This window comes from Bacillus sp. MM09(2025) (assembly GCF_050496725.1).
In the GTDB taxonomy this organism is placed as follows: Bacteria; Bacillota; Bacilli; order Bacillales; family Bacillaceae; genus Bacillus; species Bacillus pumilus.
Window position 1 is genome coordinate 931,793 of the sequence record NZ_JBNWEN010000004.1, and the last position, 22,761, is coordinate 954,553.

Here is a 22,761-nt window from a genome sequence, read left to right on the forward strand (position 1 = left end):
AAATAATATGTTAAGAAACAAAACATAAAGGAATGGCGAAGTTTCGAACTAATCTGATCTTCGCCATTAAAATTCATATTAGAACGCTTCTCACATATTAACCAAAGAATGCCAAGAATGCGATAACGACAGCGATAATTGGAAGTGCCTCAACTAAAGCTACCCCGATGAACATAAGAGTTCTTAGTTCTCTACCAGCTTCTGGCTGACGAGCGATTCCTTCAACTGTTTTAGATACGATTAGACCGTTACCAATACCTGCTCCTAGTGCTCCCAAACCGATTGCAATTGCTGCTGCTATTAAATTCATTAAAAAGCTCCTCCTTTAAAATAACGTCCTTTTTGGACTCTCAATTTTTTAGTGTTCGTCGCTGACTTTATGAGAAATGTACACCATTGTCAGCATGGTGAAGATAAATGCTTGGATTGTTCCGACAAACAAACTGAATGCCTGCCATACAATCATTGGCACGATGGCACCTAATGTACCAACGATACCAAGCGCAATGTTTTGCGTGTAGAAATTGGTCGCTAGTCCTGCAAGCAAACCAAGAAGAATCTCTCCAGCAAAAATGTTTCCATAAAGACGCAAACCAAGTGTTAGCGTGTTTGCAAATTCTTCAATTAGTTTCAATGGTACTAAAAGCGGAATTGGTCTAAAGTAGTCTTTCGTATATTCCTTGACTCCTTTTGCCTTGACACCGTAATAATGTGTCAAGCCCATGACCATAATCGCTAGTGTCATTGTGATTGCAGGGTCTGCTGTTGGTGATTTCCACCACAAGTTGTGATCGACCGTAATCGAAAATGGCAGTCCAAGCATGTTTGAAACAAATATGTACATGAGTAATGTAACGCCTAGCGCTAGAAATGGGGCTCCTGTTTTCATGTCCATCGAACTACCTATGATATTTCGAACAAAATCAACTATCCATTCCATGAAGTTCTGCGCCTTTGTCGGACGAATAGACAGAACACGAGTAGTCAGCACCGCTATGAGAAGAACGATGATACTAGCAATCGTAATCATGAGAACATTGGATAAGTTGAACGTTAACCCTAAAAATTCTGTCGTTTTTGAACTGTGACCCAAAGAGTATTCACCTCTCTTCCATAGTAGAACGTTTAAGTTGAATGAAGGAATCTATCATAATGACAGGATATATTGTCATTAATCCTATAACAACACCTGCCAGATGAACTTCATTAGGGTAACGCCAAGCAATCGCTACTGCGAGAATTGCGTTGGCCCACCTGGCTGTACTTCCCATTGAACGAATGGATTTTCCTTTTTTAACCGCTCGATCAAAAGCGTGCATTCTCCGTATAAGAAGGAATAAATTAAAGAAAGCAAAAATTGTGCCGATAATCAAACCAAGAAACAGTGGTTTAAAACCAGGCATGGCATAGCCAAACACAAAAATTGCCAATAGATAGAACATGTATTTACTCTGTCTGCGGAAAATCGCGTTTGGATCGTTCATTCATCTGACTCCCGATGAAAAATATTGTAAAAAAGGTGATAAATGGTGATGAAAACTGCGTAGAAGACGCTTATGATAAGCAGTCCTGTTCGAAAAAAATCAATCACCCATCGGTCTAATTGCACAATCAGACTTGAAATCTAAAGATCTATGGGATGTTGCTTCATTCGCTGATACAAACCCTGATAATTAAAGGGTTCACAATGAGGATTAGTAGAGTGCTATAGGCTATGAAAACCTTACCATAATACCCTCGTTTAGCATACAATAGCGTCTATGATGTGTCAATCCGTTGAAAGTTAAAAAACTTTTCTATAATGATAGAGCACACAAAATGTTCACAATTTCATCAAACTTTAGGAGACACGTGACATTCATTGAAAAAAACAGCTAATGTTCAGTATACATTGATTTTTCTAAGAACGATATCAACCGTTTGTCATATATTTCAAAAAGCCCACATGCATGTTTGCATGTGGGCTTTTATTAAAACATGTTATTTCGTTCCATACATACGGTCACCGGCATCACCAAGACCTGGGATAATGTAACCTTTTTCGTTTAATTTCTCATCTAATGCTGCAATGTAGATATCAACGTCAGGATGATGCTTTTGCATTTCTTCTACACCTTCAGGAGCAGCAATCAGACACATGAAGCGAATGTTTTTCGCCCCGCGTTTTTTCAAGCTGTTCAATGCTTCGACTGCTGAACCTCCAGTTGCAAGCATTGGATCTACTACGATAAATTCACGCTCTTCCACATCAGATGGAAGCTTCACATAATATTCAACAGGCTTTAATGTTTTCGGATCACGGTATAAACCGACATGTCCCACTTTAGCAGCTGGAATGAGTTTTAAAATCCCGTCCACCATTCCAAGACCAGCTCTTAAAATTGGCACAACACCGAGTTTCTTCCCTGAGATCACGTTTGATTTCGCTACTTGTACAGGTGTTTCTACATCTACCTCTTCAAGCGGTAAGTCTCTTGTGATTTCAAATGCCATTAATGTTGCGACTTCATCCACTAGCTCTCTAAATTCTTTTGTTCCTGTATGAACGTCACGAATATATGTAAGTTTGTGTTGAATAAGCGGGTGATCAAATACATAAACCTTTGCCATAGCTTGCTACAACTCCTTTTCTGTCATCTTCCGGTGAACTTTGCACACTTCCTACAATTCTACATAAAAAGACATCATCTTTCAATATGATTCGCAAATCCTACAAAAAAAACCCACATGCCAAAAATAGGCAAATGGGTCTGCTTTTTAATAATCTAATTCGTTATATAGAGGGAAGCGGGCAGTTAGATCAGATACACGCTTTTTCGCTTCTTCTAATTTCGCTTCATCTTCATGATGTTTGAGAGCAAGCGCAATAATGGAACCGACTTCTTTCATTGCCTCTTGATCGAAACCGCGGCTTGTCACTGCTGCTGTACCAACACGTACACCACTTGTGACAAAAGGTTTTTCTGGATCATAAGGAATCGCATTTTTGTTCACTGTAATACCAATTTCATCAAGAACATTTTCTGCAATTTTCCCTGTGATGCCAAGAGAACGTAAGTCGATAAGAACAAGATGGTTATCCGTTCCACCAGACACAAGCTGAATATCTTCAGATAAAAGGGTTTCAGCTAGCTGCTTTGCATTGTCAATGACGTTTTGTGCATATGTTTTAAAATCTCCGTTCAATACTTCACCGAAAGAAACAGCTTTTGCAGAGATGACATGCATCAGCGGTCCACCTTGAATACCAGGGAAGATCGATTTGTCGATCTTTTTCCCAAACTCTTCACGGCATAGAATCATTCCGCCGCGAGGTCCACGCAATGTTTTATGAGTCGTCGTTGTCACAAAATCTGCATAAGGAACTGGATTTGGATGAAGACCTACTGCAACAAGACCTGCAATGTGAGCCATGTCGACCATAAAGTAAGCACCGACTTCATCCGCAATCTCACGGAACTTTTTGAAATCAATTTGACGTGGGTATGCACTTGCACCCGCAACAATTAGCTTTGGCTTATGTTCACGTGCTTTTTCAAGTACATCTTGATAGTCGATATGCTGCGTTTCTTTATCAACACCATATTCTACAAAGTTGTACTGTACACCACTAAAGTTAACAGGGCTTCCGTGTGTTAAATGCCCGCCATGTGACAAGTTCATACCTAGCACTGTATCGCCATGCTCAAGAATGGTAAAGTATACGGCCATATTCGCTTGAGCACCTGAGTGAGGCTGTACGTTCACATACTCAGCACCAAAAATTTCTTTTGCGCGGTCACGTGCGATATCTTCCACAACGTCTACATGTTCACAGCCGCCATAGTAGCGTTTACCAGGGTAACCTTCTGCATATTTGTTTGTTAATACAGAGCCTTGTGCTTCCATGACTGCTTCGCTTACAAAGTTTTCTGATGCAATTAATTCAATTTTGTCCTGCTGGCGTTTCCGCTCTAGTTGAATTGCCTTGAATACTTGTGCGTCTTGCTCAGGTAAATGTTTCATCAGCGAAATCCTCTCCAATCTATTTCCATTCGATGTTTTCACCATCTCATTGTACACGGTTTTTGAGTGAAATGTAAAAGTTTTTTTGGGAAATCGACTTCTTTTTTTACGAAAAACCGAATATTCAAGTGGTAAAGCGCCTTCATCATTCAACATTATATTAGAAATATATCTAAGCTATGATCTTGTATAAACCGCTCGTTCTCCGCCAATCAGCTTCCGACGCGTTTTCGCAAACGTCACATGTGCATGCCCTAATTGATGGCGACTGAGGCGAACAGGTACAGCGACTCTCTTTAGATGCATCCCAATCAATGTATCACCGATATCAATTCCAGCATGCGCCTCGATGGATTCAACTAACACAGGATGTTCCATATGCTGATACGCATGAGCCGCCATCGAACCACCCGCCTTTCGGACAGGTACTGCCGCCACAATCTCTAGGTTAAGCCGGAAAGCCACTTCTTCTTCCACAACAAGAGCACGATTCAAATGCTCACAGCACTGGAAAGCCAGCTCAATGCCGGTCTCTCGTCTTAACTGATCCAATTCTTGATAAATGGACGCAGCTATTTGCTCACTTCCTGCTGTCCCAATATGCTCACCAGCCACTTCTGATGTACTGCAGCCGATCACTAAAATTTGCCCAGCACGCAGTTCAACCATTTGATGAAACTCTTTTAACATTTCAAGCCAATCTTGACCAATGTTCATGTTAAGCGCTCCTTATAGGTGCTTTTCTTCGTAATCAGCAATCTTACCAATCCGTACAGCATGTCGTCCTGCCGTAAATTCTGTTGTCAGCCAAATATGCGCAATTTCACGTGCTAATCCAGGTCCAATAACTCGTTCTCCCATTGCAAGGACGTTTGTATCATTATGTTCTCTAGTTGCTTTCGCACTAAATGTATCATGCGCCAGCGCACAGCGAATTCCTTTTACTTTGTTTGCTGAGATACTCATACCAATGCCTGTCCCGCAAATTAAAATGCCGCGGTCCACTTCTCCGTTAGCCACCATGTTAGCTACAGGAAAAGCATAATCTGGGTAGTCTACAGAACCTGATCCACATTCACAACCCATATCAATGTATTCAATCTTCAATTCATCCATCAGTTGTTTGATTTCTTCACGAATATTCGTTCCGCCGTGATCGGATGCAATAGCTACTTTCATCGGGCAATTCCTCCTAAGGGTGAGTTGATCTGTTATGCCTTACATTTATTCTTTATTTACAGTTATATTTTAACCTCTGCTTAGTCATTTGCAAACAAAAGCAGAAAAACCGTTGATGCAACGGTTTTACAGGTTGTCCATTATGAGGATGTTTGATCCTTTTTCAATTTCTCAGCCAGCTGCTGAAGCAATGCTTCAAGTTCATCACGTGTTTCCTGATAAACAGACAGGCTTCCTCCAAATGGATCGGATACATCGCCTTCTGCCCCTGTCGCAAATTCCTTTAGAGTGAAGATCTTGTCTTTTGCATGTGCATATTGCTCCACAATCAACTGTTTATGCTGCATGGTCATGGTGAAGACGTAATCAGCTTCTCGCAGAAGATCCTCTGTTAGTTTTGCTGAAGAGTGATTCAGTGGAATGCTTTTCTCAAATAATGCTTCGACCGCTTGAGGAGAAGCCTTCCCAGCATCTGAGGCAAAAATGCCCGCTGATTTAACAGTGACCTCTAAACCTTTATCTTGTGCAATTGAAGCAAAAAGGGCTTGAGCCATCGGACTTCTGCATGTATTTCCCGTACAAACAAATAAGATTTTCATCTTTCGCCCTCCTTTTCTTCTATTATATAGCATTTCATTCTACATGTTATGTAAGGAGACTGACTAGAGCGGAAATAATAATTTGATACCAAAGGCTAGTAAAATGATTCCGCCAAGCGCCCCGCTATATGATCCCACCCATGATCGAACCTGTTTACCGAGTAATAACCCAAGCCATGTGAGGATCATACTAAAAAAACCAAACAATAAAATGGTCATCCATACGTGAGAACCGTAAATTCCGAGGCTTAAGCCAACGGAAAAACTATCTAAGCTGACACTTGTTGCGAAAAGAACAAGACCAGCGCCAACAGGTGCGATAAATGGTTTATCTTCTTTTCGAATAGACGCAATGATCATTTGCAGCCCGAGCACCAAAAGCAGCGCCCCGCCTATATAGGTAGCAAGGAGACCGAGCCAGCCTGATAGGAGCTGACCTGTTAGCATACCAAAAAGCGGCATAAACATATGAAATATACCAATGACAAGTCCAATATAAATGATCTGGCGGAACCTCAGCTGAATCATTCCCATGCCAAGTCCAACCGAAAAAGCATCCATCCCCAGTGCAAAAGCCATGATACTGAGCGTCAGCAATTCGCCAGCTAGTTCGTACATGTAAATCCCCCTTGGACACGCATTCTCCTTTAACCTATGTTTGTCCAAGAAGGGTTAGAACTATTTGAATGAAGAGAGAGTGCGCCCTCCTGCCGCTTTTTGCAGACGGTTCATAATTGCTGAACCAACCCCCTGCTCTGAAAAGGCTTCTGAAATAATGACATCTACATCTGTCTCATCAAATTGTCTCAATACACGATATAAGTTTGCCGCTATCGTTTCAGGTTTTTCTCTCCATCCACAGCTGAAGACAACATCTGCTGCAAACAACGATTTCTTTTCTTCTGTTGTCAGCACACCAACTTTTAAACCTTCTGCCTGGTATGTTTGAATGTGACGCTGCATCTCTTCATCACTTCCAAAAAAGAGATACATCTTAGCTTCAGGGGCATAGTGTGTGTATTTCATCCCTGGCGATACAGGCGCTTCGTCCTTTTTTGTCAGCCCTGGGTCAATACTGACCGTTCCTACTACCTCTTCTAATGCTTCTTTTGTAATTCCGCCAGGCCTTAGGATGACTGGAATCTCATCGACACAGGAGACAACCGTTGACTCAACGCCAATACCCGTTGAACCACCATCGATAATCCCAGCGATTCTTCCATCGAGATCACTCGCTACATGGTCAGCTTGTGTCGGAGATGGTTTGCCTGAACGGTTGGCACTTGGTGCAGCAATTGGCAGACCAGCCGTTCGGATAAGCTCAAGCGCAATCGGATGGTCAGGCATTCTCACACCGACCGTGGATAAACCTGCCGTGACCTGCTTTGATAAAGTGCCAGGCTTACACGAAAGAACAATGGTTAAAGCACCCGGCCAAAAGGCTTCCATCAATGCCTTTGCTTTTTCGCTTTCTATTTGTGCAAATTCATGAAGCTGCTCAACCTCCGCAATGTGGACAATCAATGGATTATCACTTGGACGCCCTTTCGCTTCATAAATTTTCATGACAGCTTCTGTCTCTTTCGCATTAGCCCCTAGTCCATACACCGTTTCTGTCGGAAAAGCGACCACTTCGTTTTGCTGCAATAACAACGCTGCCTGTTCAATTTGTGGATAGAATGTGGATAAATCCTTTTCTAAATCCACAGACCATCTTTTTGTATTTAACATCATACAAACTCCTTTTAAAAAAGATAAAACTGTTGATATATCTCAATTATCCTTTTGAAAGTATAAAAGATGATGGTCAATAAAACAAGCGTTGTCCACAATTTGTGGATAACGCTTGTTTAACGGTGGATAAGTATGTGTATAAGTTCAATATATTGTGATTAACTGGCTTTTTTTTGAAGAACCACAGCCTGTTCTTTCGCCAAGAACTCTTTTGCATGTGCAGATCCCCACATGCTTTCTGGAATATCCTCTAAAGCCGTGAAGCCCATCAATGTCAAAAAATCATACGAGGAGGAGTGGTTGGCAACGACATAAAACGTATCCACACCTATTTTCCCTCCGAGCGTTTGAACACTTTGGAACAAAGACACGATATGTCCCTGACCTAATTTATCTGAGATGACAAGAGACCGCAGCAGGCCCTCTTGTTCACTAAGCTGTTCAAGACCTAAACACCCTGCCAGCTGACCGTCCGCATCTTCCATGACAACAAACGTCATATGCTCTGCAAGTGTGACGCCGCCTTTCGCTTGTCCTTTTTCAAGAAAAGCATTGATCGCTGGAGCATCTTCTTCTGTGGCTATTCTTAACTGATAATACATGCTTTCACCTCTTTTTGATCTCTTACTTCAACTCTATGAGGCAAAAACAGATTTATACCTTTTTTAGGAGAAAAGACTAGAGACCCATTCGAATAAAAAGAATTTCACTTCCCCCGTCTCTTCTTTCTCTTCTTTGACCACTTCATTCACAGACTCATCTGTTTGCTGGGCTGTCACTTCGTTATCTTCATCACCCTCTGGCGATGCAATGGCTTCTCCATTTGAAAAATCGATAAAGCAGAGCGGCGGGAATAACACACACCACCAATTGGCTCCATCCCCTTCTCCAAGCGTAATTAAAATGGCTTCATATTTCCCAGCAGGATAAACGAAATTTCCATAGAGCTTTGTTGGAAATGAAGCTTTTTGGAAGCTGACTGATACGGATTGATCAATGTGCTGCTCTTTCAATTTCGCTTTGGCAATACGATTGATTTCTGGTAACTTGGAACGAATCACACGTCTTGCTTCTTCAATGGATGTAAGGTCTTTGACCCATTCCGTCATATTAGCATTGACTTCGTCACGGATGCTTCTTTTCACATCCTGATCTGCTGAACGATCACTATTTGCTAAAATGCGTAATCGAATGGCTTCATCGGGTATCACAACAGGCTGATTTGCAGAAGCAGCCGCTGTCTCCTCCTTGCCAAGGTTTGCAAAAGCACCGCATAATAATAGAAACATATAAAGACAAATCATCATTTTACTTTTAAACATGATGTGTTCCCCCCACTTTTTCTCTTCGCTACAAACATTGTGTCCAGAAAACCCATCTCATAAACAGGAAAAATGATTTTTTTAATAGATTATGAGTCAAATAAAAAAAGCCGTTCTATTAAGAACGGCTTTGGAGTGAGGATTGGTAATCGGAAGGGTACAGTCTTCCATCCCAATCTCGGCTGATTTTTAACCCTGCATCTGTTTTGATGACAGTCATTGCTCCTTTTTTCTTGATTTCTTTTTTGACTTTTCCTTTTTGATTAATAAATTGAATCACCATTTCATAATTAAATTCAATTCTGTCATCGCTTTCATCTGAAGGCATAAATGTAATTTTCTTCAGCTTAATTTGACAATCTTGGTCCTTTGCTGCTTCTAACACGCTCGGGAACATGCTGTCTTGTGTATATTCTTGATATTCATGCTCGGTTAAATAAGACTTCAGCTTCTCCTTCATATCAGTTAGGTCATCTGTTCGATTCACTGTGTATTGTGCTTTTTTATAGCTTTCTCCAAATGCTGCTGCTTCTTTTTTAAAGCTCGGTTTGCCACAAGCACTCACAATCAATAGTACACTGACGATGACCAACACCATCGCATACCTTCTGTTCACACCATTCGCTCCTTCAAAACAAATTTATGTAAAAAAATCATGATCAGAATGTTCATTCTTCTATATATACGTTTCTCTTTTACCATAAGTTTCATCTTTACATAATAAAATAGTCCGACTTTATTCAGCCGGACTTTCTGTTTTGAATGTGTGCGCAAACAGCTCGGTCTTTCCCGTTAATATCCTTGACGATGCGGACATCTGCCGCGGGAAATGACTGCAAGAGAAGTGCTTTTACATCTTGCCCTTGCGTATGTCCAATTTCAAAGACAACGACCGCCTGCTCATGAAGTACATGGTGAAGATCACGAATGAGGCGCTTATAAAACCACAGGCCATCACGTCCATCTGTCAGTGCATTGACTGGCTCATGCTTCGTAACCACCTCTGACAAACTGTCCATTTCTTCTGCCGCAATATAAGGCGGGTTGGAAATAAACAGATCCACTTTGATGCCTTGATCCTTGATAGGTTCGAGTAAGTCCCCTTGTAAAAAATGGACGTCTGCACCTAGCGCTTGTTGATTCCGCTTTGCTACCTCAAGTGCTTCATGTGAAATATCCGTTGCTGTGACAGATAGTGTTTCTTTTTCAAGAGCGAGCGTAATCGCAATTGCCCCGCTTCCGGTGCCAACGTCCACTGCTTTGAGCGGCTGATCGTGCGGGAAGATGTCACTCATCAAATTCAGCGCGGCCAAAACGACTTCTTCTGTTTCAGGGCGAGGGATGAGAACATGTTTGTTCACCTCGAAGGGACGGCCGTAAAAGAATTCAATACCTGTTAGATGTTGAACAGGCACGCCTTTCTTGTGCTGCGTGACAAACTCGCTGAATAACCGATCTTTCTCCTCTGGCAGCTGATCATGAAAACGTGCAAGAAGTTCACTTCTGCTTAGGTCCAGTACATGCATCAAAAGGAGCTCTGCCGCGTTTTGGTCTCTACCGGCTTCCATTAACAAAGAAGAAGCCCATTTAAGGGCTTCAAAGATGGTTCGCTGATTATTTTGCATTTTGAAGCTTTCTTGCTTGGTCTTCCATAATTAATGCATCAATGACCTCGTCAAGTTTTCCTTCTAAAATTTGATCAAGCTTTTGAATCGTTAATCCGATGCGGTGGTCTGTTACACGGTTTTGTGGGAAGTTGTACGTACGGATACGCTCTGAACGATCCCCTGTTCCAACAGCAGATTTACGCGTTTGATCATATTCAGCCTGTGCTTCACGCTGGAATTTATCATAAATTCTCGCACGTAATACTTTCATGGCTTTTTCTTTGTTTTTGATTTGTGATTTCTCATCCTGACAGGAAACAACCACCCCTGTTGGAAGGTGAGTTAATCGAACAGCAGACATGGTTGTGTTAACACTTTGTCCGCCAGGTCCGCTCGATGTGAAAGTATCTACACGAATATCTTTTTCGTGGATATCAATCTCAACTTCTTCAGCCTCAGGCAAGACAGCAACTGTCGCTGTTGATGTATGAATCCGTCCGCCTGATTCCGTTTCCGGAACACGCTGCACGCGGTGTGCACCGTTTTCAAACTTTAGTTTGGAATATGCGCCTTTCCCGCTGATCATAAAGATAATCTCTTTATAACCGCCAGTTCCAGTCACACTCGCTTCCATTACTTCTGTTTTCCAGCCCTGCATTTCAGCATAACGGCTGTACATACGATAAAGGTTTCCAGCAAAAAGCGCGGCCTCTTCTCCTCCTGCTGCACCACGAACCTCCACAATAACGTTTTTGTTGTCATTCGGATCTTTCGGGATCAGCAAGATTTTCAGCTCGTCTTCTAAACGTTCTGTTTCCTCTGTGAGCTCTGAAATTTCTTCTTTGACCATGTCGCGCATCTCGGCATCCAGCTTATCTTCCAGCATTGCTTTCGCTTCGCTTAACTGGTCGTATGCCGCACGATATTGTCTATATACCTCAACAGTTTCTTGAATATCAGATTGTTCCTTCGAATATTCACGAAGCTTCGTAGGGTCGTTCACCACTTCAGGGTCACTTAAATATTCATTTAGCTTTTCATAGCGTTCTTCAATTGATTTTAAACGGTCTAACATGGTCTTCACCTCTGTTTTGTGCGTAACAGTCTAATTATAGTATAGCGGGGTATGACAGTCAAAAAAATTTCCAAAACAATTGATTTTCTGCAATTTTCCGCTAGAAAACACGATCTTTGGCGATTAATTACTTGTTTTGTCTAACGTGAAGGAACAGTTCCTCCTTAAAGAGAATGGTACTTATAATTGAAAAAAGGGAGGGCATTTGGTTTGAATACAAATGAGGTTGCAAAAGAAATTGGCGTTTCTTCAAAAACGATTCAGCGTTGGGTCAAACAGCTCAACATCCCTGTCGCCCGGAATGAACTTGGACATTATGAATTTCATGAAGATATTGTACAGCTGCTTAAAGAAGTCAAACACCAAATGAGTGAGGGTGTGATCCTTCAAGACATTCGACTGCCAATCCACGCAGAAACCGTTCAACAGTTATCGCCTGCTGCAGAAACTGATGCCTCCACAAAGCGGATTGAAGCATTAGAAGAGCAAGTGAATCAGCTCATTCAGCAGCAATTGCACAGCACTGATGTAGAAAAACGACTGCAAGAACTCGAACGGAAACTGGCTAAAAAAGCAGATGAAGGTGTATCATACCAGCTGCTCCAGCACCGCAGAGAAATTGAAGATCTCAACACTAAACTTGAGCGTCTTACCGAAAGATTAAAACAACCCTCTCAAATAGAAGAAAAAAAGGAAATCACGCACACTGACATCAAAAAAAAGCGTGCGCTCTTTCCTCTATTTCATTCATTTCGTTAAGAAAGGCTGCCTCATGAGGCAGCCTTCTACTATATTATACGGTAAGCGCAATAATGATCGGTAATGTAATGAGTGACATGATGGCACTGATCACAAATGCGGATGCAGTTTCTGCCTCTTGTTTCTCAAATCGTGTGGCGATCATCGCTGCAACAGCTGAACCTGGGAAGGCAACAAGTAATACAGCTTTTGTAATTTCATCCGCCGAAAGACCCATAAGAATGGCGATAAGATACATAAGCAGCGGTTGAACAGCTACTTTTAATAGTGCAATACTGAAAGCTGGTAAGCTCAGTTTAATTTTTCGAATACCTACAGTGACACCGACTGCGAATAATGCAACCCCTGACGTCACACTTCCGATTTCCTCTAGCATTTCATGTCCAATTGCAGGAAGTTTAAATCCTAAAAGAACAAGAATGATACTTGCTAGCGGTGCAAGTGCAAGCGGCTCTGATAAACCGTGCAAAATTGCTTTTGTCGTCATTTTTAGGAAACTTTCGCCGTCTTTGGCTTTTCCTTTTGTTTTTTCACCGACAGTTGACACAATTATGGCAATTGGATCAAGCAATGCATTTACAACTATTCCGGTAATAGCAATCGGAATTGCAACTTCTTGAGCCCCAAATAAACTGCCCAAGACCGGAATCCCCATAAATGCAAAGGTCGGTTGTGCTGAGTTTAATGAGAAAACAGATGAATCTGTTAAATCATATTTAAAAGCAAATTTCGTAACTAAAAGGATAATGATATAAAAACCAACGATTCCGAAAATCAATGCAACGAAAAATGGAATTTGACTATAGAATTTATCTTTTGGTGTTGACAGAATGCTGGCGATAAAGTGCGCTGGCAAAGCATACTTTGTAACAAGTGTACTTACACCTTTTGCAGATTTAGCGTCATAGCTGCCGAAGTTCCCTGCGAACCAACCCAGCGCGATAACGAAAAAAATCGGTGCTAGGAGGATCAAAATATTTAAAAAGTCCATCTTACTATTCCTCCTTGAATCCTTTACATGTTTCTTTATTTTATTGCGGCATTGCTTAGATTACCCGAAACAATGCCGCGTTACACATTTTATTATGCTCTTACAATTTTTTTATATTCAGGAATCCACATTGCATCTTTCACAGCTTGTTCGATGTCGTCAGGTGTTTTTCTTGCGACACCATCTTTAATTGCTGCTTTAGCCACTTCAATAGCCACTTTGATAGAAACTTCTTGTAACTTATCAATGCTTGGAAGTAGACCAGCACCTGGTTTATCATGATCAACCATTTCAGCAATCGCATCTGCAGAGGCAACGAACATGCCTTTTGTGATGATTTTTGATTCCGTTACGATTGAGCCAAGACCAAGTCCAGGGAAAACAAACGCATTGTTTGATTGTCCAATTTCATGTTCAATTCCGTTATACTCAACATTTTCGAATGGGCTTCCTGTTGCAACAAGTGCACGGCCGTCTGTCCATTTGAATAGATCTTCTGGAACTGCTTCCGCAAGTGGTGTTGGGTTAGACATTGGCATGATCACTGGACGCTCTGTATGAGCTGCGATTTCTTTAATGATTTCTTCAGTGAATGCGCCGCCTTGACCTGATGTACCAATCAGAATCGTTGGCTTCACCCTGCGAACAGCTTCAGCAAATGAGATTTGTCCTTTGTCATCACGTGCCCAGCCTTCTACTTCATCAGAAGAACGAAGGTATGGTTTTTGGAAATCAAATACTTCATCTTCAAATTGATCTGTCAGTAGACCTCTGTAGTCTAATGTCCAGAAAGCATTGTTTGCTTCTTCTTCACTTAGACCTTCAAGAACCATTGTGTCACGCATTTGATCTGCGATACCGATTCCAGCTGATCCAGCTCCGAAGATCATCACACGGTGATCTTTCAATTGAGTACCAGTTTTCTTGACAGCTGCAAGAACACCCGCTAAAGTAATGGCACCAGTACCTTGGATATCATCATTGAATGTTAAGATGTTATCATTGTATTTTTTCATGATGTTACGCGCGTTTTTGTTTCCAAGGTCTTCCCAGTGAAGCAATGCTTTAGGGAAGAATTTAAGCGCTGCTTTTACATAAGCATCAATGAATTCCTCGTATTTTTCACCTTGTACACGTTTGTGATGGTTTCCGATGTATAATGGATCATTCAATAATTTTTCATTGTTTGTTCCAACATCTAATACGACTGGAATCACGCGGCTTGGATCAATACCTGCAGCAGCCGTGTAAACAGCTAATTTACCGATTGCGATGTTGATACCACCGACACCCCAGTCACCAATTCCAAGAATGCTCTCAGAGTCAGTTGCTACGATAAGATCAATATCTCCTGCTGTTGCATGTAAGTTTTCAAATGCTTTCTCAATGCCGTCAATGTTGTCGATTGAAAGATAGACACCATGAGGTCTTCTGTATTCATGGCTGTATTCCTGAATCGCTTCACCAACAGTTGGTGTGTACACAACAGGAAGCATTTCGCGAAGCTTGTCTGATATAAGCTTATAGAACAATACTTCGTTACGGTTTTGCAAATCACTTAAGTATACGTTTTGACGAAGACGATCTGGCTGTGCTAGGAACTGCTTGTACGCTCTCTCCGCTTGTTGTTCTAAAGTGAGAACAGTTGGAGGAAGTAAGCCTTCTAGTCCAAGCTCTTGTCTTTCTTCTTCAGAGAAAGCAACGCCTTTGTTCAACGTTGGAATCGATAATACATCTTTACCTGTCAAAGTGGTTTCGAGGTACCCTTCTTTTGTTTTCTTCACGTTGTTCATCAAAAACTACCCTCTTTCTAAAATATAAATAAAGTGAACTATTAATTTAAAGAACGATTAAGGAGAATAATCCTTAATCAAAAAAATTATGACAAGAAATCGAACTTTTCGTAAAAATGCTTTACACTACAGTTAGTCATTTTATGCCTGCTTATGCTAAAACGCAAGCGTTGAAAATTAGATAATTTTTTCGTATCGTTATTTAATTTATTTAAGTACAAATGATGGGTGTTCAGCCAAAATCTCAAAAAACGAAACACAGCGGCATTTGCTATTTTTTTAATTGTCAAGTGTTGTACCAACGTCAAGTCTTGGTACTTCATGGTGATGTCTGCATCGTGCTTCGTATGATTCCTGCGCACCTACTAAAATAATGGGATCATCATAGGAGGCGGGTTTACCGTCGATCAAGCGTTGTGTTCTACTCGCTGGGGAGCCGCATACCGAACAAACTGCTTGAAGTTTTGTTACAAGCTCTGCACATGCCATTAAATGCGGAACAACACCAAATGGCTCTCCTCTGAAGTCTTGATCAAGGCCTGCAACAATGACTCGGTAACCTTTATCAGCCAATTGAGTGACAATGTCAATGATTGTCTCATCAAAAAATTGCACCTCATCAATGCCAATGACATCGGTTCTTTCTGATATGTGCGTTATTATGTCTTTTGGTGAGGCTACTGCAATCCCATCGACCGATGAACCGTTATGTGAAACAACTGAGTTTGTATGATATCGGTTATCAATCGCTGGTTTGAATATTTTTACTTCTTGTTTGGCAAAGGTGGCCCTTTTGGCTCTCCGAATCAATTCTTCCGACTTTCCAGAAAACATACTTCCGCAGATGACTTCAAGCCAACCGCTTTGTTTCATCACATACATAAGGTCTTCTCCCCCGTTTTAAAGTTCCATCAATCCACGTAAAAAAACAGGCAAGAACGGATTCCTGCCTGTTTATTGTATCTATTATTACTTAAGACCGTATTTTTTGTTAAAGCGGTCAACACGTCCATCAGCAGAAGCGAATTTTTGACGGCCTGTATAGAAAGGATGGCACTCAGAGCAAATCTCGATGCGTACCTCTTCTTTTACTGATCCAGTTTCAAACTCATTTCCACAAGCGCATTTGACTGTAGCTTTTTTGTAGTTAGGATGAATTCCTGTTTTCATCTACTGTCATCTCCTTCCGCCCTGAATCCAATTCGGAAACAGAGTTAATATCTCAGAATAAATTCTGAAACGCACATGATGAAATTATAACAGTGTGAGTCTATGATTGCAAATGTATTTTTTCAACAAGCTATCTTCTTGATGCAGACATGTTCGCTTGTTTCCATTCTTGCGTTAAAATATCGAAAAATTCTTGGTTTGTCTTTGTTTTTCTCATTTTGCGCATGAACTTCTCAGCAAAATCAGGTGTATCTGACATCGATTTTCTCATCGCCCATAAACGATCAAGATGCTCTTTTGGTACAAGCAATTCTTCTTTTCTCGTACCAGAACGACGAATGTCGATTGCTGGGAAAATTCTTCTTTCTGCAAGAGAGCGGTCCAAATGAAGCTCCATGTTCCCCGTTCCCTTAAATTCTTCATAAATCACATCATCCATACGTGATCCCGTATCAACAAGCGCAGTGGCCAAAATCGTCAAGCTTCCGCCTTCTTCAATGTTACGCGCAGCACCAAAGAAGCGTTTTGGACGGTGGAAAGCCGCTGGATCAATACCGCCAGAAAGCGTTCGGCCGCTTGGCGGGATGACAAGGTTGTATGCACGAGCAAGCCTTGTGATGCTGTCCATTAAGATGATGACATCTTTCTTATGTTCAACAAGACGCATGGCACGCTCTAATACAAGCTCTGCTACTTTAATGTGGTTTTCCGGTACTTCGTCAAAGGTTGAACTAACAACATCCCCTGCAACAGAACGTTCGATATCTGTTACTTCCTCTGGACGTTCGTCAATTAAAAGAACAATCAGCTCTGACTCTGGGTGATTTTCAGAGATACTGTTGGCAATTTCTTTGAGCAAAATGGTTTTCCCAGCCTTAGGCGGTGCAACAATTAAACCACGCTGCCCAAACCCAACTGGCGCCATCATATCCATAATTCTAGTAGACAGGTGATTAGGCTGTGTTTCAAGAATCATTTGACGATCAGGGAATAGCGGCGTGAGTGCAGGAAAGTGAACACGTTCCTTAGCTGATTCTGGGTCGTCCCCATTTACCGCTTCGACATGAAGGAGGCCATAGTAGCGTTCATTCTCTTTTGGAGGTCGTACCTTTCCAGACACCTTATCTCCGTTTCGCAAATCAAAGCGTCTGATTTGTGAAGCTGAAATATAAATGTCTTCAGAACTTGGGGAGTAGTTAATTGGTCTTAAGAAACCAAATCCCTCAGACTGAATAATTTCAAGAACCCCTTCCATAAATAAGAGATCCTCTTGCTCAGCATTCGCCTTTAAGATGGCAAAAATTAATTCTTTTTTTGTTAGTTTGCTGTAATAAGAGATTTTGTACTTTTTTGCTAACTCATACAGCTCTTTTAATTTCATATTTTCCAAAGATGAAATCGAAACATCTTTCAATATGGACACCACACTTTTCTAGTCAATGTATTTCATTACAAATGCATGACCATTGTATTTGATTAGCTTTTAATTCCGTTTTTGTTGGAATGACCTCGCTCTCATGGTAACGCTCCCACTCGTTTTATCGTAAAGATAGGAACAATGTGAAATTGAGCTTTGTCAACATAGAGAAGGATAATGAGTATATCGTCATGATGCGGCAGTATTTAAACTTGTTGAAGCTTAAAAGAAGTAAATTCGCAGAAAATTTCGCAGCACTCTTTAGTTTTACCTCATTTGCAGAGAATATTCAACTTTAAAAAGAAAATGATATACATTTGACACCTATATGAAAAGCGGGTAATGAATACCCGCTTTCAGATTACGGACGAATGACAAGATTCGGTTTTTTCTTTAAGCTGTGTCTGCCGTCTACGAAACGAACTGTACCTGATTTCGCACGCATAACAACACTATGTGTTGTTCCAACAGAGCCTTTGAATTGAACACCTTTTAATAGTTCACCGTCTGTTACACCAGTCGCTGCAAAAATGGCGTCGTCGCCTTTCACGAGGTCTTCCATTCTTAAGACTTTGCCAACATCCAGCCCCATTTTCTCACAGCGTCTCAGTTCTTCTTCACTTTGAGGAAGAAGCTTTCCGTGGATTTCACCACCAAGTGCCTTTAACGCAACAGCAGAAAGGACACCTTCTGGCGCGCCGCCTGAACCAAATAGAATATCAACACCTGTATGATCAAATGCTGTATTAATGGCTCCTGCAACGTCACCATCATCGATCAGTTTGATTCTTGCTCCTGCTGCTCTCAGTTCAGCAATGATTTTCTCATGTCGATCTCTGTTTAAAATCGTTGCAACCACATCTTCAATATCTTTGTTTTTTGCTTTTGCTACAGCGCGAAGATTGTCAATGACAGGCGCTTCAATGTCGATGCAGCCTACCGCTTCTGGACCTACTGCGATCTTATCCATGTACATATCAGGTGCATTCAGCAAGTTGCCATGATCTGCAACAGCAATAACAGCTAAGGCATTCCAGCCGCCGCTTGCCACAATATTTGTTCCTTCTAATGGATCAACAGCTACATCCACGCGAGGTCCGTATCCATTCCCAAGCTTTTCCCCAATATAAAGCATTGGTGCTTCGTCCATTTCCCCCTCGCCAATGACCACTGTTCCTTTCATCGGAATGGTATCAAATACATCACGCATTGCACTTGTTGCAGCATCATCCGCTTCGTCTTTTAGTCCTCTTCCCATCCAACGAGCAGATTTTAATGCGGCTGCTTCTGTCACCCGTACTAGTTCCATCGATAAACTTCTTTCCATTTTTGTCCAAATCTCCTCTCACAGTCAAAGCCTTATGAATTTTGAAGTTCTTCTATTTCTTGGTCACTCAGCTTTTCACGCCAGATGGTTGCACCCAAGCCTTCAAGCTTCTTCTCAAGCAAACTATATCCTCTGTCTATATGTTCAAGCCCTGTGATTTCGGTCACACCGTCTGCCATTAGCCCTGCAACAACGAGACAAGCACCTGCACGCAGGTCACTCGCTTTCACCTTTGCTCCTTGAAGTTGCGTTTGTCCAGTGATAATGGCAGATCTTCCTTCGACCTTCATGTTTGCACCCATTCGACGCAATTCGTCAATGTGCTTAAAGCGGGCAGAGTAGATCGTATCTGTGACCACACTCGTGCCTTTCGCCTTTGTTAACAGCGCCGTCATCGGCTGCTGAAGGTCCGTCGGAAAGCCCGGATACACAAGGGTTTTGATATCGACAGGCTTGAGTCCTTCGTTTCTGCCAACGATCAGCATTTGATCGTTGCTCGTTTCAATGGTGAACCCCATCTCTCTAAGTTTCGCCGTAATTGATTCTAAATGAGTTGGGATCACATTATCAAGTACAACTTCATCTCCCATCGCAGCACCAGCAATTAAAAATGTGCCTGCTTCTATACGGTCAGGGATGATGGAATGCTTACAGCCATGAAGAGATTCTACACCTTCGATTCGAATCACATCAGTACCCGCACCTTTGATTTTGGCTCCCATGCTTGCAAGCAGTGTCGCTACATCAATAATTTCGGGTTCTTTTGCGGCATTTTCAATGACCGTTTTTCCTTCAGCCAGTACGGCTGCCAGCATGATATTGATGGTCGCACCTACACTGACCACGTCAAGGTAAATACGGGCTCCGACTAATTTTTCAGCGCGCAAATAAATGGCACCCTGCTCGTTTGTCACCTCGGCTCCGAGTGCTTCAAAGCCTTTGATATGCTGATCGATCGGCCTAGGTCCTAAGTGGCATCCTCCTGGCAGCCCAATGACAGCCTGCTTGAATCTTCCTAGCATAGCGCCCATTAAATAATAAGACGCACGCAGTTTCTTCACTTTTCCATTAGGAAGCGGCATACTGATCATGGAAGCAGGATTGACGACCATTTCACCTTTTTCAAACGTGACCTTTCCGCCAATCTCTTCTAACAGATCTCGTAATGTGTCAATATCTGAAATATGCGGAAGGCCCTCAATCGTTACTGGAGAATCAGCGAGAATCGTGGCAGGAATCAGTGCCACTGCACTATTTTTCGCACCACTAATATGTACGGTCCCGCGTAAGGGGTCACCGCCGGCAATGTTTAACTTTTCCATATTTGTCTCCCTTCTTAAAGAAGATCACTGTTGGAGTTATACTGTTTGTGGATGTCGCGCTTTAAAAGGTCTTGTCCAAAATTTAGCCAATATCAAGAGAAAGAATACAGGTTAAACGAAATTTGTCGGAAGAAAAATAATCGAAGCTTTGCGAGGCTGTGATGTTCTCTTCTTTGCACAAAACATTTCTTAGCGTTTTTAAGGAAAACTGCGGCAAACAGGAGACAATCCCGCCCGCCACAATCACTTATTTATTCCAGTCTGCTAAAAATTGCTCAATGCCCGCATCCGTTAATGGGTGTTTCGTCAGCTGCTTGATGACTTTCAGCGGCATTGTGCCGATATGAGCACCTCTAAGCGCAGCTTCTGTCACGTGCTGCGGATGACGAATAGATGCAGCAATGATTTGTGTATCTAAGCCATGAACATCAAAAATGGTTTTAACTTCGCTGATGAGATCGAGACCATTTTGGCCAATGTCATCTAAGCGGCCGAGGAATGGAGAAACATACGTTGCACCAGCTCTAGCTGCAAGCAATGCCTGGTTTGCACTAAAAATCAAAGTGACGTTTGTTTTAATTCCAAGGTCTGTTAACGCTTTTACGGCTTTAAGACCATCTGTTGTCATTGGAATTTTAACCGTGATATTTGGTGCAATAGCAGCAAGCTCTTTTCCTTCTTCAATCATTTCTTCAGCTTTGAGGGAAATGACCTCTGCACTGACAGAACCTGATACCACGTCTGTGATTTCGCGAAGACGGTCGTGGAATGATACGTCCTTTTCTTTCGCTACTAAACTAGGGTTTGTTGTGACGCCTGCTAAAATGCCAAGCTCGTGCGCCTCTTTGATGTCTGCGATATTCGCTGTATCTACGAAAAATAACATAATCGTGCCACTCTCCTATCAATAAATTGTCTGAAATGTAAATTTTGATTGCGCTTTCTCAAGATATGGAGAAAACCGCCTGTGACTCAGGCGGCTTTCGGTTCTCATCAAATTATCCTTGGTTAGAAGAACCAAATTCACGCATTTTGCCGATAACAGTCGCTTTAATTGCGTCACGAGCTGGTCCAAGATATTTACGTGGATCATACTCTTCTGTTTTTGCAGCAAGTGTTTCGCGTACTGCTTTCGCAGAAGCAATTTGGTTTTCAGTGTTTACATTGATTTTTGCTGTACCAAGTGAAATTGAGCGCTTGATGTCAGCAGTTGGGATACCTGTTCCGCCATGAAGAACAAGTGGAAGACCTGTCATTTTACCAATTTCTTCCATTTCAGCGAAACCAAGGTTTGGTTCACCTTTGTATGGACCATGAACTGAACCTAATGCAGGTGCAAGGCAGTCAATACCAGTGCGTTCTACAAGCTCTTGGCACTCTTTTGGATCAGCATAAATAACGCCCTCAGCGATGACGTCATCTTCTTGTCCGCCAACAGTTCCAAGCTCAGCTTCAACAGATACACCGTGGAAATGTGCAAGCTCAACTACTTTCGCAGTTGTTGCTACGTTCTCTTCGAATGGATGGTGAGAAGCGTCGATCATGACAGAAGTAAATCCTGCATGGATTGCTTTTGCACAAGATTCAAAGCTTGAACCGTGATCTAAATGAATCGCAACAGGAACTGTTACATTATATTCTTCGATTAACGCTTTAACCATTGCGACAACTGTTTTGAAGCCGCCCATGTAGCGTCCTGCTCCTTCAGATACTCCCAAGATAACTGGAGATTTCTCTTCTTCAGCAGCTTGTAAAATCGCTTGCGTGAATTCTAAATTATTTAAGTTAAACTGTCCAACAGCGTAACCTTTTTCCTTTGCGTCTTTCAACATTTCTGTCATTGAAACTAAAGGCATGATGAAAAATCCTCCCTATGTAGCTAATTTGCTTACTAAAAAAAGCTCTCCACCCTAGCATGACCAGAATTTCTCGCCATATGTAAACTTTCAAAGTCAGATCGCTTTCTTCTTCTTATCTAGGATACCAATTATTCGACAAATCGGCAACAGAATGACTCGATTCAATCATTTCCATCTAACCGTTTGTTTCGAGCGGTAAGTATTCTTTGACAGCATCTCGGATCTCATCAATATCAAAAGGTTTTGCAAAGTGTGTCAAAGCACCGAGTTCTTTGGATTCTTGAATCATGTCTAATTCGCCATAGGCTGTCATAATGATGACACGGATGTCTTCATCAATTAATTTCATGCGTTTTAAAATTTCAATTCCATCCATTCCGGGAATCTTCATATCAAGCAACACAAGGTTTGGTCTATGATTTTTCACAATATCTAACGCCTGTAGTCCATTGGCTGCTTGGAAGGTTTGATAGCCTTCTTTATGAAACACTTCATTCAATAATATTCTAATACCATATTGATCATCGACAATTAATATTTTCTCATTCATCTGTTACACCCCATTGCTTTCATTTTTCGCCATAAAAAGAGCTGTTGTTAAA

The 22,761-nt window shown here is 41.7% G+C and carries 26 protein-coding genes; 1 reads left to right on the top strand and 25 read right to left on the bottom strand.

The features are described 5' to 3' along the window. Window positions 1–97: 97 nt before the first annotated feature. The 15 genes from atpE to prfA all read right to left on the bottom strand — a co-directional run bounded on the left by atpE (window position 98) and on the right by prfA (window position 11,521). Entirely contained in the window at window positions 98–310 is a 213-nt protein-coding gene (gene atpE, locus ACQYAC_RS11125) for a F0F1 ATP synthase subunit C (protein WP_003214968.1), read from the bottom strand. A 48-nt stretch (window positions 311–358) separates the two neighbouring features. After that, a complete protein-coding gene (gene atpB / locus ACQYAC_RS11130) occupies window positions 359–1,093 on the bottom strand; it encodes a F0F1 ATP synthase subunit A (protein ID WP_003215198.1) in 735 nt (244 codons plus the stop codon). Between the two features lie 7 nt (window positions 1,094–1,100). Further along, on the bottom strand, window positions 1,101–1,484 hold the full coding sequence (locus ACQYAC_RS11135; RefSeq protein WP_003215321.1) for an ATP synthase subunit I: 384 nt from the start codon (window positions 1,482–1,484) through the stop codon (window positions 1,101–1,103). A gap of 496 nt (window positions 1,485–1,980) precedes the next feature. Then, a complete protein-coding gene (upp, locus tag ACQYAC_RS11140) occupies window positions 1,981–2,610 on the bottom strand; it encodes a uracil phosphoribosyltransferase (protein WP_003214553.1) in 630 nt (209 codons plus the stop codon). Window positions 2,611–2,757: 147 nt separating this feature from the next. Beyond that, window positions 2,758–4,005 (bottom strand): serine hydroxymethyltransferase, encoded by a 1,248-nt coding sequence (glyA, locus tag ACQYAC_RS11145; RefSeq protein ID WP_012011552.1) that lies wholly within the window; start codon window positions 4,003–4,005, stop codon window positions 2,758–2,760. A 177-nt stretch (window positions 4,006–4,182) separates the two neighbouring features. Further along, window positions 4,183–4,722 carry a TIGR01440 family protein gene (locus ACQYAC_RS11150; RefSeq protein ID WP_429943302.1) on the bottom strand — a complete coding sequence of 180 codons (540 nt, stop codon included), beginning with the start codon at window positions 4,720–4,722 and terminating at the stop codon, window positions 4,183–4,185. Window positions 4,723–4,734: 12 nt separating this feature from the next. After that, window positions 4,735–5,184, bottom strand: a complete 450-nt coding sequence (gene rpiB / locus ACQYAC_RS11155) for a ribose 5-phosphate isomerase B (protein WP_003214714.1) — start codon at window positions 5,182–5,184, stop codon at window positions 4,735–4,737. 140 nt (window positions 5,185–5,324) lie between these two features. Then, window positions 5,325–5,783, bottom strand: coding sequence for a low molecular weight protein arginine phosphatase (locus tag ACQYAC_RS11160; protein ID WP_061409856.1), 459 nt, complete (start codon window positions 5,781–5,783; stop codon window positions 5,325–5,327). A gap of 63 nt (window positions 5,784–5,846) precedes the next feature. Further along, window positions 5,847–6,401 carry a manganese efflux pump MntP family protein gene (locus ACQYAC_RS11165; RefSeq protein WP_012011556.1) on the bottom strand — a complete coding sequence of 185 codons (555 nt, stop codon included), beginning with the start codon at window positions 6,399–6,401 and terminating at the stop codon, window positions 5,847–5,849. A gap of 60 nt (window positions 6,402–6,461) precedes the next feature. Next, on the bottom strand, window positions 6,462–7,514 hold the full coding sequence (locus tag ACQYAC_RS11170; protein ID WP_081042257.1) for an L-threonylcarbamoyladenylate synthase: 1,053 nt from the start codon (window positions 7,512–7,514) through the stop codon (window positions 6,462–6,464). A 161-nt stretch (window positions 7,515–7,675) separates the two neighbouring features. Further along, window positions 7,676–8,119 (bottom strand): GNAT family N-acetyltransferase, encoded by a 444-nt coding sequence (locus tag ACQYAC_RS11175; protein WP_429943303.1) that lies wholly within the window; start codon window positions 8,117–8,119, stop codon window positions 7,676–7,678. Window positions 8,120–8,182: 63 nt separating this feature from the next. Further along, the gene (gene spoIIR, locus ACQYAC_RS11180; RefSeq protein WP_058013473.1) at window positions 8,183–8,839 is read right to left on the bottom strand and encodes a stage II sporulation protein R; all 657 of its coding nucleotides are present in this window, start codon (window positions 8,837–8,839) and stop codon (window positions 8,183–8,185) included. 118 nt (window positions 8,840–8,957) lie between these two features. Next, window positions 8,958–9,437, bottom strand: a complete 480-nt coding sequence (locus tag ACQYAC_RS11185) for a hypothetical protein (RefSeq protein ID WP_429943953.1) — start codon at window positions 9,435–9,437, stop codon at window positions 8,958–8,960. 142 nt (window positions 9,438–9,579) lie between these two features. Continuing rightward, window positions 9,580–10,464: a peptide chain release factor N(5)-glutamine methyltransferase gene (prmC, locus tag ACQYAC_RS11190; protein ID WP_429943304.1), complete on the bottom strand. Its 885-nt coding sequence runs from the start codon at window positions 10,462–10,464 to the stop codon at window positions 9,580–9,582. Beyond that, entirely contained in the window at window positions 10,454–11,521 is a 1,068-nt protein-coding gene (prfA, locus tag ACQYAC_RS11195; protein ID WP_012011562.1) for a peptide chain release factor 1, read from the bottom strand. The genes prmC and prfA overlap by 11 nt, the downstream gene beginning before the upstream one ends. Before the next feature lie 210 nt (window positions 11,522–11,731). On the opposite strand from prfA, the gene racA reads away from it, so the two are divergent. Next, window positions 11,732–12,280, top strand: a complete 549-nt coding sequence (gene racA / locus ACQYAC_RS11200) for a chromosome-anchoring protein RacA (RefSeq protein ID WP_061409860.1) — start codon at window positions 11,732–11,734, stop codon at window positions 12,278–12,280. A 34-nt stretch (window positions 12,281–12,314) separates the two neighbouring features. On the opposite strand, the gene ACQYAC_RS11205 is transcribed toward racA, so the two are convergent. The 10 genes from ACQYAC_RS11205 to ACQYAC_RS11250 all read right to left on the bottom strand — a co-directional run bounded on the left by ACQYAC_RS11205 (window position 12,315) and on the right by ACQYAC_RS11250 (window position 22,709). Further along, the gene (locus tag ACQYAC_RS11205) at window positions 12,315–13,271 is read right to left on the bottom strand and encodes an AEC family transporter (RefSeq protein WP_058013469.1); all 957 of its coding nucleotides are present in this window, start codon (window positions 13,269–13,271) and stop codon (window positions 12,315–12,317) included. A 92-nt stretch (window positions 13,272–13,363) separates the two neighbouring features. Further along, complete coding sequence (gene malS, locus ACQYAC_RS11210) at window positions 13,364–15,064, bottom strand: oxaloacetate-decarboxylating malate dehydrogenase (protein WP_058013468.1); 1,701 nt, start codon at window positions 15,062–15,064, stop codon at window positions 13,364–13,366. Between the two features lie 279 nt (window positions 15,065–15,343). Continuing rightward, the gene (locus tag ACQYAC_RS11215) at window positions 15,344–15,946 is read right to left on the bottom strand and encodes a thymidine kinase (RefSeq protein WP_058013467.1); all 603 of its coding nucleotides are present in this window, start codon (window positions 15,944–15,946) and stop codon (window positions 15,344–15,346) included. Window positions 15,947–16,033: 87 nt separating this feature from the next. Beyond that, window positions 16,034–16,234, bottom strand: coding sequence for a 50S ribosomal protein L31 (gene rpmE / locus ACQYAC_RS11220; protein ID WP_003215407.1), 201 nt, complete (start codon window positions 16,232–16,234; stop codon window positions 16,034–16,036). 130 nt (window positions 16,235–16,364) lie between these two features. Beyond that, window positions 16,365–17,648 (bottom strand): transcription termination factor Rho, encoded by a 1,284-nt coding sequence (rho, locus tag ACQYAC_RS11225; protein WP_003215202.1) that lies wholly within the window; start codon window positions 17,646–17,648, stop codon window positions 16,365–16,367. Between the two features lie 364 nt (window positions 17,649–18,012). After that, entirely contained in the window at window positions 18,013–18,978 is a 966-nt protein-coding gene (glpX, locus tag ACQYAC_RS11230) for a class II fructose-bisphosphatase (RefSeq protein WP_058013466.1), read from the bottom strand. A gap of 32 nt (window positions 18,979–19,010) precedes the next feature. Further along, the gene (locus tag ACQYAC_RS11235; RefSeq protein WP_003214820.1) at window positions 19,011–20,300 is read right to left on the bottom strand and encodes a UDP-N-acetylglucosamine 1-carboxyvinyltransferase; all 1,290 of its coding nucleotides are present in this window, start codon (window positions 20,298–20,300) and stop codon (window positions 19,011–19,013) included. Between the two features lie 247 nt (window positions 20,301–20,547). After that, window positions 20,548–21,186: a fructose-6-phosphate aldolase gene (gene fsa, locus ACQYAC_RS11240; RefSeq protein ID WP_003215343.1), complete on the bottom strand. Its 639-nt coding sequence runs from the start codon at window positions 21,184–21,186 to the stop codon at window positions 20,548–20,550. A gap of 112 nt (window positions 21,187–21,298) precedes the next feature. Further along, window positions 21,299–22,156 (bottom strand): class II fructose-bisphosphate aldolase, encoded by an 858-nt coding sequence (locus tag ACQYAC_RS11245; RefSeq protein WP_058013465.1) that lies wholly within the window; start codon window positions 22,154–22,156, stop codon window positions 21,299–21,301. A gap of 178 nt (window positions 22,157–22,334) precedes the next feature. Continuing rightward, window positions 22,335–22,709 carry a response regulator gene (locus ACQYAC_RS11250; RefSeq protein WP_003214681.1) on the bottom strand — a complete coding sequence of 125 codons (375 nt, stop codon included), beginning with the start codon at window positions 22,707–22,709 and terminating at the stop codon, window positions 22,335–22,337. Between the last annotated feature and the right edge of the window lie 52 nt (window positions 22,710–22,761).

Excerpts from the sequence above, each read along its gene's own strand:
- atpE (WP_003214968.1), bottom strand. The coding sequence starts at position 310 with ATGAATTTAATAGCAGCAGCAATTGCAATCGGTTTGGGAGCACTAGGA.
- ACQYAC_RS11135 (WP_003215321.1), bottom strand. The coding sequence starts at position 1,484 with ATGAACGATCCAAACGCGATTTTCCGCAGACAGAGTAAATACATGTTC.
- upp (WP_003214553.1), bottom strand. The coding sequence starts at position 2,610 with ATGGCAAAGGTTTATGTATTTGATCACCCGCTTATTCAACACAAACTT.
- glyA (WP_012011552.1), bottom strand. The coding sequence starts at position 4,005 with ATGAAACATTTACCTGAGCAAGACGCACAAGTATTCAAGGCAATTCAA.
- ACQYAC_RS11150 (WP_429943302.1), bottom strand. The coding sequence starts at position 4,722 with ATGAACATTGGTCAAGATTGGCTTGAAATGTTAAAAGAGTTTCATCAA.
- rpiB (WP_003214714.1), bottom strand. The coding sequence starts at position 5,184 with ATGAAAGTAGCTATTGCATCCGATCACGGCGGAACGAATATTCGTGAA.
- ACQYAC_RS11160 (WP_061409856.1), bottom strand. The coding sequence starts at position 5,783 with ATGAAAATCTTATTTGTTTGTACGGGAAATACATGCAGAAGTCCGATG.
- ACQYAC_RS11165 (WP_012011556.1), bottom strand. The coding sequence starts at position 6,401 with ATGTACGAACTAGCTGGCGAATTGCTGACGCTCAGTATCATGGCTTTT.
- ACQYAC_RS11170 (WP_081042257.1), bottom strand. The coding sequence starts at position 7,514 with ATGTTAAATACAAAAAGATGGTCTGTGGATTTAGAAAAGGATTTATCC.
- ACQYAC_RS11175 (WP_429943303.1), bottom strand. The coding sequence starts at position 8,119 with ATGTATTATCAGTTAAGAATAGCCACAGAAGAAGATGCTCCAGCGATC.
- spoIIR (WP_058013473.1), bottom strand. The coding sequence starts at position 8,839 with ATGTTTAAAAGTAAAATGATGATTTGTCTTTATATGTTTCTATTATTA.
- ACQYAC_RS11185 (WP_429943953.1), bottom strand. The coding sequence starts at position 9,437 with ATGGTGTTGGTCATCGTCAGTGTACTATTGATTGTGAGTGCTTGTGGC.
- prmC (WP_429943304.1), bottom strand. The coding sequence starts at position 10,464 with ATGCAAAATAATCAGCGAACCATCTTTGAAGCCCTTAAATGGGCTTCT.
- prfA (WP_012011562.1), bottom strand. The coding sequence starts at position 11,521 with ATGTTAGACCGTTTAAAATCAATTGAAGAACGCTATGAAAAGCTAAAT.
- ACQYAC_RS11205 (WP_058013469.1), bottom strand. The coding sequence starts at position 13,271 with ATGGACTTTTTAAATATTTTGATCCTCCTAGCACCGATTTTTTTCGTT.
- malS (WP_058013468.1), bottom strand. The coding sequence starts at position 15,064 with ATGAACAACGTGAAGAAAACAAAAGAAGGGTACCTCGAAACCACTTTG.
- ACQYAC_RS11215 (WP_058013467.1), bottom strand. The coding sequence starts at position 15,946 with ATGTATGTGATGAAACAAAGCGGTTGGCTTGAAGTCATCTGCGGAAGT.
- rpmE (WP_003215407.1), bottom strand. The coding sequence starts at position 16,234 with ATGAAAACAGGAATTCATCCTAACTACAAAAAAGCTACAGTCAAATGC.
- glpX (WP_058013466.1), bottom strand. The coding sequence starts at position 18,978 with ATGGAAAGAAGTTTATCGATGGAACTAGTACGGGTGACAGAAGCAGCC.
- ACQYAC_RS11235 (WP_003214820.1), bottom strand. The coding sequence starts at position 20,300 with ATGGAAAAGTTAAACATTGCCGGCGGTGACCCCTTACGCGGGACCGTA.
- fsa (WP_003215343.1), bottom strand. The coding sequence starts at position 21,186 with ATGTTATTTTTCGTAGATACAGCGAATATCGCAGACATCAAAGAGGCG.
- ACQYAC_RS11245 (WP_058013465.1), bottom strand. The coding sequence starts at position 22,156 with ATGCCTTTAGTTTCAATGACAGAAATGTTGAAAGACGCAAAGGAAAAA.
- ACQYAC_RS11250 (WP_003214681.1), bottom strand. The coding sequence starts at position 22,709 with ATGAATGAGAAAATATTAATTGTCGATGATCAATATGGTATTAGAATA.